This window comes from Prevotella sp. C0026C3, from assembly GCF_056590795.1.
Genome location: NZ_JBWPWW010000007.1, coordinates 41772 through 56434 on the forward strand (window position 1 = coordinate 41772; position 14663 = coordinate 56434).

Annotated in this window: 15 protein-coding genes and 2 pseudogenes; 11 read left to right on the plus strand and 6 right to left on the minus strand. The window is 44.5% G+C overall.

All coding sequences use genetic code 11. The annotated features are described in order from the left end of the window. The first annotated feature begins 21 nt into the window (after positions 1-21). The 3 genes and pseudogenes from AC1EK4_RS06025 to AC1EK4_RS06035 all read left to right on the plus strand — a co-directional run bounded on the left by AC1EK4_RS06025 (position 22) and on the right by AC1EK4_RS06035 (position 1910). Positions 22-446: pseudogene (locus AC1EK4_RS06025) on the plus strand (cysteine peptidase family C39 domain-containing protein). A 27-nt stretch (positions 447-473) separates the two neighbouring features. Then, entirely contained in the window at positions 474-839 is a 366-nt protein-coding gene (locus tag AC1EK4_RS06030; protein WP_369793933.1) for an ABC transporter transmembrane domain-containing protein, read from the plus strand. A 100-nt stretch (positions 840-939) separates the two neighbouring features. Next, positions 940-1910 (plus strand): annotated as a pseudogene (locus AC1EK4_RS06035) (ATP-binding protein). 4 nt (positions 1911-1914) lie between these two features. On the opposite strand, the gene AC1EK4_RS06040 reads toward AC1EK4_RS06035, so the two are convergent. After that, positions 1915-2439, minus strand: a complete 525-nt coding sequence (locus AC1EK4_RS06040) for a YcxB family protein (RefSeq protein WP_036898210.1) — start codon at positions 2437-2439, stop codon at positions 1915-1917. 193 nt (positions 2440-2632) lie between these two features. Here AC1EK4_RS06040 and AC1EK4_RS06045 point away from each other — a divergent pair, with 193 nt between their 5' ends. The 4 genes from AC1EK4_RS06045 (at position 2633) to rd (ending at position 6983) form a co-directional block, all read left to right on the plus strand. Next, a complete protein-coding gene (locus AC1EK4_RS06045) occupies positions 2633-4498 on the plus strand; it encodes a glycoside hydrolase family 35 protein (protein ID WP_480357411.1) in 1866 nt (621 codons plus the stop codon). Positions 4499-4634: 136 nt separating this feature from the next. After that, positions 4635-5339, plus strand: coding sequence for an ABC transporter ATP-binding protein (locus AC1EK4_RS06050; RefSeq protein WP_036898205.1), 705 nt, complete (start codon positions 4635-4637; stop codon positions 5337-5339). Further along, positions 5336-6694, plus strand: coding sequence for a DUF5687 family protein (locus AC1EK4_RS06055; RefSeq protein ID WP_480357413.1), 1359 nt, complete (start codon positions 5336-5338; stop codon positions 6692-6694). Before AC1EK4_RS06050 ends, AC1EK4_RS06055 begins: the two co-directional genes overlap by 4 nt. A gap of 124 nt (positions 6695-6818) precedes the next feature. Next, the gene (rd, locus tag AC1EK4_RS06060) at positions 6819-6983 is read left to right on the plus strand and encodes a rubredoxin (protein WP_062435174.1); all 165 of its coding nucleotides are present in this window, start codon (positions 6819-6821) and stop codon (positions 6981-6983) included. Positions 6984-7270: 287 nt separating this feature from the next. Here rd and AC1EK4_RS06065 read toward each other — a convergent pair whose 3' ends face one another. From AC1EK4_RS06065 to AC1EK4_RS06085, 5 genes are all read right to left on the minus strand, one after another. Next, positions 7271-8194, minus strand: a complete 924-nt coding sequence (locus AC1EK4_RS06065; RefSeq protein WP_480357509.1) for a M28 family peptidase — start codon at positions 8192-8194, stop codon at positions 7271-7273. An 89-nt stretch (positions 8195-8283) separates the two neighbouring features. Continuing rightward, the gene (locus tag AC1EK4_RS06070) at positions 8284-10074 is read right to left on the minus strand and encodes a membrane dipeptidase (protein WP_480357416.1); all 1791 of its coding nucleotides are present in this window, start codon (positions 10072-10074) and stop codon (positions 8284-8286) included. 7 nt (positions 10075-10081) lie between these two features. Further along, the gene (locus AC1EK4_RS06075) at positions 10082-10558 is read right to left on the minus strand and encodes an Lrp/AsnC family transcriptional regulator (protein ID WP_036898194.1); all 477 of its coding nucleotides are present in this window, start codon (positions 10556-10558) and stop codon (positions 10082-10084) included. A gap of 150 nt (positions 10559-10708) precedes the next feature. Then, positions 10709-11743, minus strand: coding sequence for a C1 family peptidase (locus AC1EK4_RS06080; RefSeq protein ID WP_480357418.1), 1035 nt, complete (start codon positions 11741-11743; stop codon positions 10709-10711). Between the two features lie 50 nt (positions 11744-11793). Continuing rightward, positions 11794-11931, minus strand: a complete 138-nt coding sequence (locus AC1EK4_RS06085; RefSeq protein ID WP_156958381.1) for a hypothetical protein — start codon at positions 11929-11931, stop codon at positions 11794-11796. A 9-nt stretch (positions 11932-11940) separates the two neighbouring features. Between AC1EK4_RS06085 and AC1EK4_RS06090 the strand changes: the two genes are divergently transcribed. The 4 genes from AC1EK4_RS06090 (at position 11941) to AC1EK4_RS06105 (ending at position 14643) form a co-directional block, all read left to right on the plus strand. Next, on the plus strand, positions 11941-12099 hold the full coding sequence (locus tag AC1EK4_RS06090) for a hypothetical protein (RefSeq protein ID WP_156431099.1): 159 nt from the start codon (positions 11941-11943) through the stop codon (positions 12097-12099). Positions 12100-12376: 277 nt separating this feature from the next. Next, entirely contained in the window at positions 12377-12712 is a 336-nt protein-coding gene (gene rbfA / locus AC1EK4_RS06095; protein WP_036898190.1) for a 30S ribosome-binding factor RbfA, read from the plus strand. A 94-nt stretch (positions 12713-12806) separates the two neighbouring features. Next, positions 12807-14048: an FtsX-like permease family protein gene (locus tag AC1EK4_RS06100; protein WP_480357419.1), complete on the plus strand. Its 1242-nt coding sequence runs from the start codon at positions 12807-12809 to the stop codon at positions 14046-14048. A gap of 172 nt (positions 14049-14220) precedes the next feature. Beyond that, a complete protein-coding gene (locus AC1EK4_RS06105; protein WP_480357420.1) occupies positions 14221-14643 on the plus strand; it encodes a hypothetical protein in 423 nt (140 codons plus the stop codon). Positions 14644-14663 lie beyond the last annotated feature (20 nt).

Here is a 14663-nt window from a genome sequence, read left to right on the forward strand (position 1 = left end):
TGTGGAGCCGTATGCTTGCAGATGCTCTGTGCATTCTATGGAAAGCCTGTTTCGCTACAAAATATAAAAGAGGGTCTTAGCATATCTCGTATTGGCATAACAATCAGAGATGTTAAGAATAGAGCAACGGAATTAGGTCTTAATACAATTGTTGCAAAAGCAACTTTGCAACAATTGTTAAGATGCAGTCTCCAGTTATTCTACATTGGAATAGCAATCATTTTGTTGTTTTATATAAAGTTAAAAAAGAACGAGATAATACCTATTCGTATTATATTGCTGATCCTGCTAATGGAAAAATAAAATTTACAGAAAAAGAAATAAAGAGATACTGGCTTGAAGAAAAAGAAGATGGGATTGTGATACTTACTCAACCAACAATTATTTTTTATGAAACAAATTTTCCAAAACAAAAGAATGATTGGTCTATTGCAGTGTCACTTTAAAAAAAATATGTAACGTCTAAAACTAAAATATATAAATCTCTTGTATTACTAATAATTTCAATGTTATGTAGTTGGATGATTCCTTATTTATATCAATCAATCATTGATAAAGGAGTTGTGGAGAAAAACCTTCATACGATATTGAGATTATCTCTTGTTCAGCTATCTTTTTTTGGGGGTTATATATTATCCAATACTTTAAGTTCTGTCGTATTAAGCAAAGTTAATTTCAATATTGGTATAGAATATGTCGGAGAGTTATTGGAGAAAACAATGAGGCTACCAATGAAATGTTTTGACACAAAATTAAATACAGAATTTATACAACGATTAGATGATTTTAATCGAATCCGTTCTTTCTTAACGGAATATGTAATTAATAATTTATACTAATTTCACGCCATCTATTGAGTAAAATTACTCTGTCTATTGAGTAAAATTACTCAGTCCGTTGAGTAAAATATTGTATTTCGTGTCGAAAAATATAAAGAGTATGGTCTATAAAAGAAGTCAATATCATACGGTAATGCAAAGAATGAAAGAGCCGAGGCAATTCATCCAAGTAGTTATGGGACCACGACAAGTTGGCAAAACAACACTTATTCGCCAAGTATTGAATGACACCGACTTGCCATTTTCCTTTTTTACAGCCGACAACATACCCGCCACACAAACCGATTGGATAGGAGATTGTTGGGCAAATGTAAGAGCCAAGATGAGATTAGAGGCACTTCAAGAATGCATACTCATCATAGACGAGATACAAAAAATTAATAATTAGAGCGAAGCCGTAAAACGCGAATGGGATGCCGATACTTTTAACGGTATCAATATCAAGGTTATCCTGCTTGGTTCCTCGCGCATCATGCTCCTCCACGGACTATCAGAGTCGCTCATGGGACGCTTCGAAGAAATAAGAATGTCGCACTGGTCGTACCCCGAAATGCGCGATGCTTTTGGTTATTCTTTAGAACAATACATCTTCTTCGTAGGCTATCCGGGAAGTGCATCGCTCATCAAGAATGAAGAACGATGGCGAGCTTATGTCCATAGCACTATTGTCGATGCAACCATTAACAAAGACATCTTATACAATTCCGTGGTCAATAAGCCTGCACTACTACGCCAAACATTTGAATTGGGAGCTTCTTATTCGGGAGAAATTGTATCTTTGACCAAGATGATAGGAAATCTCCAAGATGCTGGGGTCACCTGATTAATTATGCCTTTACTCATCGCTACCATCTCAACTACTGGAGAGAGGGAAACGACGAGGTAGGTTTCATTATCCACAAGAACGGTAGAATTGCCACCATCGAGGTAAAAAGCAATAGCGAGACCACTAACACCGCCCTATCAGTATTTAGAGACAAATTCCATCCTATCAACTCCTTGGTTGATGGCGAAGGTGGTATGAAAGCCGAAGATTTTTTCTGTTGTAACCCAGCCGACCTACTGGGATAACCTCTTACATCCTCTTCTTCACCTGCAGACACTTCTTTTCGATAAATCGCCTGAAATCTTCCAAGGTGCCAACGGTGAAACCCTGAGGGTCGAGCATTATACCCGTGTTCTTCGAAAGCAGCAAGGCGATGACATGGGGACGCTCCTTATATTTTAAGATTTGGCTGTAGTCATAATAAGATACATTCTCATTGACGTGGCATACGATTCTGTCTCCGAACTCAAAACATACTTCGGGGTCTTCCACTCCATGCAAAGCCTTGGTGCGTTTCCGCATAGCTTTAAAGCCGCGGCGGGCTGTGAAGTAAGGAGATATGGCCATGAGGCCGAACAAAAGAATAGCCAGCATGACCACACCGCCAACCGTATCGCCTTTCCAGTATGCTATATCCCAAATATAAAAGGCACACAGTAGGATTAAAGCAAAAGCGAGAATATATGTTTTAATACCATATACGATCTTCACAAAATCGTACATCATGGCCTTCGAAAGTCGATACCTATTTTCAAAGAGAGTGTTTGCTTCCATTATATTTACTGATATTTGGACGACACAAATATACATATTTTCCGACAATAAAAGCACCATGAACACTTCATCTTTTCACAACAAATATAAAAAGTTCACACAATAGCGAGACGACTTCGGAAAATTTGCTATATCTTTGCACGAAAAGCAGCCCCAGCTATGGGCTTATTGACTAATAACCATCAACCTAAATATGAGACATTTAAAATTATTTTGTACCGCACTGTTCCTTACTTTGACAGTAGGAGCACATGCAGCAAAGAACGTAAAGCATACGTTCGCTATTCAATCGGGTAATTTCTTGTACGACGGAAAGCCTATCCAACTCCACTCCGGAGAGATGCATTACGCTCGCATTCCGGCTCCTTACTGGCGCCATCGCCTGAAGATGATGAAGGCTATGGGACTTAATGCCGTGGCTACATACGTATTCTGGAACCATCACGAAGTGGCTCCGGGCGTATGGGACTGGACAACCGGCAACCATAATATCAAACAATTCATTAAGACCGCAGCCGAAGAAGGCTTGATGGTGATACTCCGTCCCGGCCCATACTGCTGTGCAGAGTGGGACTTCGGTGGCTATCCTTGGTGGTTACAGAACGAGAAAGATATGGTTATCCGTACCGATAACGAAGCTTTCCTCAAAGCTTGTCGCACGTATTTGACACAGTTGGCCGGCCAAGTGAAGGATCTTCAAATTACCAATGGTGGTCCAATCATCATGGTACAAGCCGAGAATGAGTTCGGTTCTTACGTGGCTCAACGCAAGGATATACCCTTAGAAGTACACAAAGCATACAATGCCAAGATTGTAAAAATACTCGACGAGGTGGGCTTCAACATCCCTAGATTCACCTCAGATGGTAGTTGGCTGTTCAATGGTGGAGCCGTTAAGGGCATTCTTCCCACTGCTAATGGCGAAGACAACATCGAGAATTTAAAGAAGACCGTAAACGAATACAACAACGGTGTAGGCCCTTACATGGTGGCAGAATTCTATCCCGGTTGGCTATGTCACTGGAATGAAAAGCGTCCACTCGTCTCTACAGAGAGCATAGTGAAGCAGACCAAGAAATATTTGGATGCCGGTGTAAGCTTCAACTACTACATGGTTCATGGCGGAACCAACTTCGGTTTCACCTCAGGAGCGAACTATGCGAAGAAGAACGACATACAACCCGACATGACAACCTACGACTATGACGCTCCTATCAGCGAAGCCGGATGGGCCACTCCTAAGTATAATGCACTGAGAGAGTTGCTCAGCAAGTCGGTAAAATATAAGGTTCCGGCAGTTCCGGAGCGCATTCCTGTCATCTCGATACCACAAATCAAACTCACTAAGACAGCCGATGTACTCACTCTGCTAGAAGGTGTAAAAGCCGTAGAGAGCGACACTCCACTCAATTTCGAGCAGTTGAATCAAGGTCATGGATATGTACTTTACCGTCGACACTTCAACCAACCCATCAGCGGAATGATGAAAGTGCCGGGCATCGCAGACTTCGGCGTAGTATATATCAATGGTGAAAAGGTGGGTGAACTGAACCGTGTAACCGGCAAGGACAGCTTGGAAATAAACGTACCTTTCAACAGTACACTCGACATCTTGGTCGAAAACTTTGGCCGTATCAACTATGGTGCACGCATCACAGCCAACCATAAGGGTATCATCGAGCCTATCACCATCGGTGGAAACGAGATTACAGGCAACTGGGAAATGCGCGGTCTGCCTATGAGCGAGATGCCTAACGTAGATAAGATGCCCGCCGGATACAATGCCGGGGCACCTGTTCTCTACAGCGGTACATTCAAATTGGACACCGTAGGAGACACTTTCCTCGATATGGAGAAATGGGGTAAGGGCATCGTCTTCGTAAACGGAATCAACCTCGGACGCTATTGGAAGGTCGGACCACAGCAAACGCTCTACCTACCGGGATGTTTCTTGAAGAAAGGCGAAAACAAGATCGTCATCTTTGAGCAACTGAACGACGAGAAGAAGAGCGAACTCACAGGAGTCACCGAACCTGTATTAGACAAGTGGGTGAAATAATCTGAGGAGCTAACGGAAATTAAAAGGGAGTTAGTGGGAGGTATCCGACAAGTGTCTGTTATCTTCCGTTAACTCCCTTTTAACTCCAAAGAACTCCCAAGTCGAGCCACCGGCGAAACTTAAATTAAATCATTTCATGGAACTACAATTATGCGAATTGAGCAAAGTCTATGGCGAAAAGACAGCTCTTAGTATCGACACACTCACTTTCAAGAGCGGAGAAATCATCGGCTTGGTAGGCAACAACGGAGCAGGGAAAACCACCCTGCTCCGATTAATGCTTGACCTGATTAAGGCAACAACGGGACAAGTGCTCAGCAACGGAGTCCCTGTCAACGAAGACACGACGTGGAAACACTACACAGGGTCGTACATAGATCGTCGTTTCCTCATTGATTTCTACACACCTGAAGAGTATTTCCAATTCATAGCCGACGCTTACGGAATCGACCACGACATTGCAAAAATGCGGTTGGAACAATATAGCGACCTCATGCACGACGAGGTGTTAGGCACCGGCAAATACCTCAAAGAATTCTCAGAGGGCAACCGCCAAAAGATAGGAATCATCGGTGCGATGCTCATTGAGCCCCAAATACTGATACTCGACGAGCCTTTTAACTACCTCGACCCGTCGTCACAAATAGCTGTGGCACACCATATCAAGCGACTCAATGAGCGACTTGGCACCACCGTTATCATCTCCAGCCACAACCTAAACTACATTACCGATGTGACTACCCGTATCCTTCTCTTGGAGAAAGGGTACATCGTCAAAGACATTGCCAACGAAGCCGGCAGCGCATTTGACGAATTAAACCATTATTTCATAGCCCAATGATACGCTTACTTCTCCACATGTGGCTCGTTCAGAAGCGTCGCAACTTCGAATGGAGACCTATCATTGTAGCAGCATACTTCTATTTTCTTACGCTACTTTGTGCTTGGATAGCCCTTGAAGTTGGGGGCGCAAAGGCATGGCAGCTACTCAAACAGGGCGACGACACGGCTGTTGTATCGATGATAGCCATTGGTTTTCTCATCCCAGACTTCATCATGAAGCTCTTCATCATGCACCCCGATACAGACATGAGCGACTTCGTGAAGACGCGTCCCATCCCCTCTCGTCAGTGGACATGGCTGCTATACATCACTCTAAGCGCCGACCTGATAACCTTATTCTATCCACTTCTACTCCTTCCATTAGCCATCTATCGCGGCAGCCTTGCCATGTTCGTGGTATCATTGGCTGTATCTTATCTCAACGCCACATTGATATTGGCCTTTCACAAAGCCCACGGTTGGGAGTACAAATTGCCTGTCTTCATCTATCTGCCTTTCTGCTTGATATGCCTTTTCCTCCATACCATCAACCCATTCGCACTATCCGGTGGAGCACATGCCATCGTCACACTGCTGATTATCGCCCTCCTCATCGCCCCGATATTCTACTATACCAATCGGCTGGAGAATTATCCCGATGAGCGTAAAACCTCATCACGTCGCACCAAAAGTATACAACGGTCAGGGTTATTAACCGACTTACGACGTCTGATGCGCATCAAGCGCCTGCGTGTATCCTTTTGGATACTCATAGCCTGTTTCCTTTTCAATGCGTATAACTATAGTTACACCAATCTGTCGGGCGAGTCTTTCACCATGGCATGGAACCTGTTAGCTCTCACAGCTGCCGCCATGGGTATCGGGCAATGGGGCATTGGCATCGAAGCCAACTATCTCCACGGACTTTGGACGAAGCCTTTTGACATCGAACAGCTACTCCGGCGTAAATACAACATGTATACCGCGCTCACCCTTATCTCTTCTATTACGATCCTGCCTATCTATATTTGGATGAATCATAAGCTCATAGACTGGGTAGCCATCGTCGTGTTTGGGCTCGGAATTGTCGACCTGATACTCATCGCATTGACGCTCACATCGAAACGGGCCGACCTTTTTGGTGCTTCGGTATTTAACAATCAAGGCTTCGACATGAAAGCTTACATTGCCACCATGTCCGTATTCGGAGCCATTATCGTGTACGGAGTGCTGCATTATCTGCTGCCTCAACCATGGAACTATATCGCGTTGATGGGTTTGGGCATCCTAGGTTTGCTCATACGCAACAAAGCATTACAGACCATAGCTAACAAGCTTACAGAGCGACGCTATCGGTTGTTGGAATCAGACTAGCTCATATCGAATAAGATTTATTTCTAAAAATAATTCCAAAACCGTTTGGAGCGTATCTATATTTTATCTATCTTTGCCCTCAACAAGATTAAAATATAAAGTATTAATTAAAACTATAAGCATTATGAAGAAGTATGTTTGCGACGTATGTGGCTATATTTATGACCCTGAAGTAGGTGATCCTGATGGCGGTATCGCTCCCGGAACAGCATTTGAAGATATTCCTGAAGATTGGGTTTGCCCTCTTTGCGGTGTAACCAAAGAAGATTTCTCACTCGTAGAAGAATAATATAACAACGCTTTTGCAAGTGCAAAAGCATATATAACGTACACTTCCGACTCGCTCGTTAGCGCACGTAAACTATCATGGCCGGGCAATTTGTCCGGCCATTGTTATGAAAAAGAAGCCCTAAAGGGTTACCCATACATAACGAATCAGGTTAAAGTACTCCCCTTTCTAGCTTCTCCCCCTCTCTATGGGAGAAGGAATCATTAGCGCATCAAAAAAATCCCGGCCTTCCACAATAGGGAAAAACCGGGATAGAAGTTATTATTCCATTTGCCTACAAACCTCTTTTACTCCATAAACAGCACCTGAATAACGGTTTGTCCCACCGCTTTGAGCGTATTCTTATCAATATGCTGCATGTCGTCGGCAAGGGTATGCCAAGTGGGACCGAACGAACTTTGCCTGCAATCTGGATAATATGGGATAATATCAATAGTAGGAATCTTGGCAAAATCGTTCACCGGGATGTGATCATCTGTCACTGCTCCACCATCGATCTTGGGGAAGAAGCTACCATAACCGGCCGACCTAGCTGCACGCCACACTTTCTTAACAATGTCGGGAGCATACTGCTTAGACATCTGTTCTTGGAAGAATCGGGCTCCTTGGCCACCTACCATATCGAGCAAAATTCCGTAACGAGGGGCATAACCACCCGGGATATGCTGCGCCCAATACTGTGCTCCAAGTGCCCAACTTTCTCCATCATCTTCAACATCAGCCCATTGTGGGGTGCCCCAATCTTCAGCATCGAAGCAAACAAAGTCGACACCGATGTTCAATTTCTTATCTTGATTGAGCAATCGAGCTATCTCCAACATGACAGCCACACCACTAGCAGCATCGTTAGCAGCCATAATAGGCTTGTGCCAATTAGCAGAATCGGGATCGTTATCGGCCCAAGGGCGACTATCCCAGTGGGCACATAGCAAAATACGAGTAGTGAGTTCGGGACGATAAGAAGCCATGATATTTTGGCTCTTCAACACAGTTCCATCGTACCCCGTAAGGTCGGCACGCTGTATTTCGACTTTACAACCGTAAGCTTTAAAACGATTCACTATCCATTCAGCACAACGGTCGTGCCCCACACTGTTCATAGAGCGGGGACCAAAATCGCACTGTGCTTGTGTGAAAGCATAGGCACTATCGGCATTAAAGGCCGGACCTACGGGATTGACTTTCTCCACTTCCTCGGTTTCGGGCAACATTTCTGTTTGCGAACCGTATCCCCCAACGAACGCATAAACGATACCAGCTAATACAAGTAAACTCACTATGATGATGATTGGTTTCTTTTTCATTTTCCGTAATTCTGTACTTGGGTCATTACACGAAGCCAGTTGCCGCCCCATATCTTCCGAATATCGTCTTCGCTGTAACGTCGACGCAACAGTTCGATGGTGAAATTAATAAGCTCGGAAGAGTCGGCTAGTCCCGGAGCACCGCCATCGCCATCGAAATCAGTACCTAATCCGACGTGGTCAATGCCCGCTACGGCAATGGCATGTTCTAGATGTTGCATGACATTGACAATGGAAGCTTCGCTAGGATTCTTACATAGGAAGCCTTTATAAATAGTGATTTGTGCCACACCACCCTTGGCCGCAAGAGCCCGTAGTTGGTCGTCGTAGAGGTTACGAGGCACATCGCAAAGGTCGCGACAGCTGCTATGGCTGCACACAATAGGCGTCTGGCTAATCTCCAAAGCATCATAAAAACTCTTAACACCACCATGACTGAGGTCGACCATAACTCCACAACGGTTCATTTCGCGAATCACTTCTTCACCAAACTCGCTCACACCGTCGTGCGTATGGTTGGTACGAGCAGCACTATCACATATATCGTTGTCACCATTATGGCACAGCGTGATATAAACGATACCGCGGTCAGCAAAGTGCTTCACTAAATTGAGGTCTTGACCCAGTGCAAAACCATTCTCGATACCCAGCATGATGCTCTTTCGACCGGCCGCTTTATTCTCATAAAGTTGTTGCGGAGTGCGAGCGATAGATACATAGCGACTATTCGCAGCCACTATTTCTTTTATCTTATCAAAGATGAGATTGGCATATTGTGTAGGCGTGATAGTCGCACCGGGACGGTGCATGCTCGTCTGAATCTTGGCATAATCGACTAATTGAGAAAAGTCTTCACCCTCACGAGGTTGCGGCAGATAAGACACCATTGTGACGGCATCTTGTCGACCATCGGTCATCTTGTGCAAGTCGACAAGGATGCGTGGATCGCGCCTTTCAAAATGAATACCTTGTGGAAAGAACATTGGCGTGTCGCAATGGGTATCGAGCGTCAACACACGACTGTGTACATCGCATGCCTCACGATACTCTGCTGCCCGTTTCACAAGCCAAGAAAAAAGCTTCAACCCGTCGGCTTCGAGCCATTCGGGATGCCACTGCACACCCAAGATGGACTTATACTCGGTGCTCTCCACACCCTCTATCGTGCCATCGGCAGCCTTGGCCGTAATGCGGAGATGCTTGCCCGGATTGTCAACAGCTTGATGATGGAAACTGTTGACAAAGGTGTTTTCCGACTCGTATATATGATATAGGTAGGAATCTTGCTCTATCCGAACGCTATGCGTAGGCAGTGTGCGGTCGGCATTCTGCGAATGTTTCACTTCCGTCGTACCCATGTCCTGCCGTACATGCCCACCTAAAGCAATGGTCAAAGTTTGTATACCGCGACATATTCCCAATATAGGAATCTGCCGATTCAAGGCCAATCGACAGATAAGAAGTTCGGCTAAGTCGCGCTCACCATTCACATGCCCCACACCGGATTCGGGTTCTTCGCCCGTCCACAGAGGATTCACGTCGGCCCCACCGGTCAAGATGAGCCCATCGAGATGCTCAAGTGTGTTGATGATGACGTGGCGGTCGGCCACAGGAGGGATGATGACGGGCGTTCCTCCGGCCGCTACAACCTGCTTATAATATCGGTCGCGCAGCGTAGCATCGATGTCGGCGTGATCAGACGTCAACCCGATAATCGGCCGGTGATTACCTTCCGGAAACGTCGCATAAATATCGTTGAGATGCGACTCTAAGTTAAAAGATTCCATGTAATTACTATTTCTTCGTGTCTTCGTCTATCTTGACGGGTATTTCGCGCTTGATACTCTGCTCCAATGAAATCAAGGTTTCAGTGCTCACCACACCGGGAATACCCTGCAACTGATTGTTGAGCAAGTCCATAAGCTGCTCATTGTCTTGGGCATAGAGCTTCACCAACATCGTATAAGGACCGGTTGTGAAATGGCATTCCACAATCTCAGGAATAGTCTCAATACGCTCTACCACTGTCTTGTACATGCTTCCACGCTCTAGATTGAGCCCCACATAAGTACAAGTAGAATATCCCAGACTCTTAGGATTGACATCGAAACCACTCCCGGTGATGACTCCACCGGCCATCAAATGCTGTACACGCTGATGAATGGCTGCACGCGAGACACCACACTCGGCTGCTACGTCTTTAAAAGGAATACGTGCATTGTTAGAAAGAATACTAAGTATCTTCTTGTCTAGGTTGTCTATCTTTTCCATTTCTTATTTATTTATCCTCTTTAGAGATGTTAAAAGGTAATGTATCTTGCAAGCAAATATAATGAAAACTATTGATACGAACAACAAAAGGAGACGAAAAATAAGGTTTAATGAACAAAATGACATTTCACCAATGCCTTGATACGATTATCATTCAGTACGTGGCATGACCACAGCTACGGTTTTCAGTCGCACATAATCTTCACTTAGATACATGAAGCCACCATATTTATTATGCGTACCCCACGAGTTTTTGGCAATAAAATAGCGATGACCTTGTAAGTCGCGAGCTAATCCTACAAGTTCCATACAATGGTCGTCGGTAGTCAAGAAGTGTTGCAAGTCGCTTAAGCGGCGTATATCTGTGGCCTTACGGTCGTGCTCATCAACCTCGGCCACACCTTGCTTGAAATCGAATCCAAGCTCACTGATGTCCCCTTCCCAACATACCGGATGCCCCTCTGCCAATGTCTTACGAATACGTTTCATCAATTCATCGATGGGAAGATTGTGGAAACGAAAACCTTGGGTGTTATCGGGCAACTCTAAAGCCACCTCTTCGCCCCAAGGATGATGGGCAAAACTCGTGAAAGAGACGTACTCGTCTCGGCCACAAACACTATGAGCAAACTCCAAAGGAGTATATTCTGCTCCCAGCATGTGGACATAGCGTGACGGCATATATCCCATAGCGCGGTCTAGCATATTGTCGAGTTGCTCAGTCATATTATCGATTCCAATGCGTCGAGAAGCGGACATATCGGCCAAACGAGCTACCTTTCGACTCAATACAGCGACATTCAAACCATCCTTATCCTCATAGCTATCATAGGGTTCTGCCCCCACTGTCATCAGCATATCAATGAGTAGCGGTGCCATCCCGCGTAAGCTGAAGGTACTAGCACCCTGCGACAAATAACGTGCACGGGCCATTTGCTGCAATCGCATGCGGGTGATGAAGGCTGTAGAGAGATTCACCGAGTCGCCTCTCATCAAGTGCTCGCTCTCAATGGTGGCCAACATGGCATAGGCCCAACATAGTTGTCCGCTTCCTTGATTCTTTACCGGCGTAGTCTTAATGACCACATCATTGACAAATAGACTCCTTTCCTGCTCGGTCTTTACAGGTCTACTACATCCCGCCAAGACCACAGCAATGGCTATATAAAACAAGTATTTTCTCATGATTGCAACATTTTTATTGCGAATATAGATTGATACATACTTCCAAACCTTTAATAGCTATAGACTATTTCATCGAATTCGTCGGTACGCACGTAACCTCGTTTCACCTTATTCAAGGCTATCTCCCTCAGTATCCCTTTCGCCACAAGCCCCATAATATCAGTCTTTGCAGTATTGTTACTAATCATAAAACGCACTTGAGCATCTTTGACTGTAAGAATCTCATTGATATTCTCATCGAAAATCTTGATGATTTGAGCCTGCCGCTCATTAATATCACCAATATGAAAGAATCTATTGGCTGCATCCTTCTCAGCCTGTTTACGTTTGATAACAAGTCTATTGATAAAGATTAATGTTTATGCGCAACGATGAATTGAGTCGTCTGATAATTATTAAATATCATCTATTACAGGGGGAATTTCTATCATATTATCAAGTATTGAACGCGCCAAAGATACGCAATTCTTCTCAATATTATAAGAATTGAGAAGAATTAAGATGCTTAAAACGTATTTTTTAATACTGAGGATAAACCGATGAGGTGCTAATTAAACATAAAAAGTAAAAGAATCTTAATGTTAACATTCGTAGATTTTGTAACTTTGCCCTACAACATATATGTTTTAGACTATGCAAGAGACAAGACAAAACCGCATATCGCGCTTACTCCAAAAAGAGATTGCAACTATTTTTCAGGAGCAAACACGCCTGATGCACGGCACCATGGTGAGTGTGACACGCGTTAAAATCAGCCCCGACTTGAGTATTTGTACGGCATATTTGAGTATATTCCCATCGGAAAAAGGGGAAGAAATGCTCAAAAACATCGTTAAAAACGAAAAGACCATCCGCTACGAATTAGGCAAACGCGTACACAATCAGTTACGTATCATCCCCGAACTGCGCTTTTTCATCGACGATTCCTTAGACTATATCGAACGTATAGACGAATTGCTGAAGAAGTAAGAGAGTTTACTAGGAGACAAGTAAACGAGTTAACAAGTCTTTTAGATTATTCGAATAATCTACTAATCGAGTTACCGGTAACTTTTCAAACTACATGAATTTCCCACTGTTCATAGCCCGCCGCTACCTCTTTTCCAAAAAGAGTACGAACGCCATCAACGTGATTTCTGTCATATCGGTGGTGGGTGTAGCCGTTGCTACAATGGCTCTTGTCATTGTACTGAGCGTGTTCAATGGGTTTCACGACTTGGTTGCTACACTATTTACCAACTTCGACCCGCAACTAGAGATTGTTCCTACCAAAGGGAAAACAGCTCCCGCCGATGATCCAATCCTCACGAAAATCAAGGCATTTCCACAAGTAGACGTGTCAACAGAGAGCGTGGAAGACATGGCACTCGCCATGTATCAAGGTCAACAAACGATGGTGACCATCAAAGGAGTGGACGACAACTTCGACCAACTCACCCATATCAAGAGCATACTTTACGGAGATGGCCAGTTTGATTTGCACGCCGGAAACCTCCAATACGGTATTCCGGGCATCCGATTGGCACAGACTTTAGGTATCGGAGCACGTTGGAACGGTTTCTTACAAATCTATGCACCACAACGCGAAGGGCAGCTCGACATGACAGACCCTTCAAGTGGATTCGTGCAAGACTCCCTTATATCAGCCGGTGTAGTCTTTGTTGTCAATCAAGCTCGATACGACAAGAACTATATCCTTACCTCCATCGTCTTCGCTCGCAACCTCTTTGGACAGCAAGGCATGCTGTCTTCGCTCGAAATACGGTTGAAAGACGGGAGCAACCTCGACGAGGTAAAAGCGCAAATGCAACAGATTGCAGGTAATAAATACACTGTCAGAGACCGCTTCGAACAACAAGCCGATACCTTCAAAATCATGCAGATAGAGAAGATTATTGCCTATCTGTTCCTCTCATTTATATTAGTAGTGGCTTGTTTCAACATCATCGGATCACTCTCCATGCTCATCATTGATAAGAAAGACGATGTCGTCACACTGCGCAATCTAGGAGCTTCCGATAAACAGATAACCCATATTTTCCTATTTGAAGGTCGTATGATTTCGCTCATCGGTGCCGTTGTAGGCATCGGCTTGGGTTTGTTGCTTTGTTGGTTACAACAACGTTACGGCCTTGTATCGCTTGGTAGCAGCAGCGGAAACTTCATCGTGAACGCCTATCCCGTAAGTGTTCACTACGACGACATCCTCATTATCTTCATCACAGTGCTTGCTGCCGGATGGCTATCCGTATGGTATCCTGTGAGATACTTGAGCAAAAGACTTCTCGGAAACAGTGAGAAGTAGACTCCGTCAAGGCCATTTTCTACTTTGTTATAATATATCTCGTTAAACTCGATTAACGAGATGTACCGATTGTGTGAACCTATATTTCCACCATTCACAGTAATTTTGCCTTCGAAACTTCTGAATATGAGCAGCAGTTTTCAAGATAACAACCCTTTTTAATCATCAGAACATGAACGAAATCTATTCAAACAATCAGAGACAACTAGACCAACAAGAGAAAAGAAACAGGATAAACAAGGCCATCAGTCAATTGGAAAAAGAGATGGAACAATTGCTAAAACTAAGTCCCGGACACAAGAATTATTACTGGAAAGGTACCACCACCGACCTCATAGAAATGGTGTACGACACCTACATGATGTGTGAATTACGCGACCGTCGAGGCTGCCCGTTCACCTTCAAGCACATGATTCACCATGTTTGTTCAGTACTCCATGTCTACGAACCGCGCAATCCAAGAGCCTACGTACACCGGGCACGTACACGAAAAGAAGTCCGTCAGACAGCCTTTCTAGACCGTTATGCGGCACTCATGTGTGACGATAGTAACCCTATGAAACGGCTGATAGGCCACATACCTGCCCAAGATTAAATGAAAGAGGTTGAGCTGTG

What these genes read in the sequence shown, in the direction of transcription:
- AC1EK4_RS06085 (WP_156958381.1), bottom strand. Translation starts at nt 11,931, where the DNA reads ATGATTAGTAACAATACTGCAAAGACTGATATTATGGGGCTTGTGGCG.
- AC1EK4_RS06040 (WP_036898210.1), bottom strand. Translation starts at nt 2,439, where the DNA reads ATGGAAGCAAACACTCTCTTTGAAAATAGGTATCGACTTTCGAAGGCC.
- AC1EK4_RS06065 (WP_480357509.1), bottom strand. Translation starts at nt 8,194, where the DNA reads ATGTTGCCCGAAACCGAGGAAGTGGAGAAAGTCAATCCCGTAGGTCCG.
- rbfA (WP_036898190.1), top strand. Translation starts at nt 12,377, where the DNA reads ATGCAAGAGACAAGACAAAACCGCATATCGCGCTTACTCCAAAAAGAG.
- AC1EK4_RS06045 (WP_480357411.1), top strand. Translation starts at nt 2,633, where the DNA reads ATGAGACATTTAAAATTATTTTGTACCGCACTGTTCCTTACTTTGACA.
- AC1EK4_RS06070 (WP_480357416.1), bottom strand. Translation starts at nt 10,074, where the DNA reads ATGGAATCTTTTAACTTAGAGTCGCATCTCAACGATATTTATGCGACG.
- AC1EK4_RS06050 (WP_036898205.1), top strand. Translation starts at nt 4,635, where the DNA reads ATGGAACTACAATTATGCGAATTGAGCAAAGTCTATGGCGAAAAGACA.
- AC1EK4_RS06055 (WP_480357413.1), top strand. Translation starts at nt 5,336, where the DNA reads ATGATACGCTTACTTCTCCACATGTGGCTCGTTCAGAAGCGTCGCAAC.
- AC1EK4_RS06105 (WP_480357420.1), top strand. Translation starts at nt 14,221, where the DNA reads ATGAACGAAATCTATTCAAACAATCAGAGACAACTAGACCAACAAGAG.
- AC1EK4_RS06100 (WP_480357419.1), top strand. Translation starts at nt 12,807, where the DNA reads ATGAATTTCCCACTGTTCATAGCCCGCCGCTACCTCTTTTCCAAAAAG.
- rd (WP_062435174.1), top strand. Translation starts at nt 6,819, where the DNA reads ATGAAGAAGTATGTTTGCGACGTATGTGGCTATATTTATGACCCTGAA.
- AC1EK4_RS06075 (WP_036898194.1), bottom strand. Translation starts at nt 10,558, where the DNA reads ATGGAAAAGATAGACAACCTAGACAAGAAGATACTTAGTATTCTTTCT.
- AC1EK4_RS06080 (WP_480357418.1), bottom strand. Translation starts at nt 11,743, where the DNA reads ATGAGAAAATACTTGTTTTATATAGCCATTGCTGTGGTCTTGGCGGGA.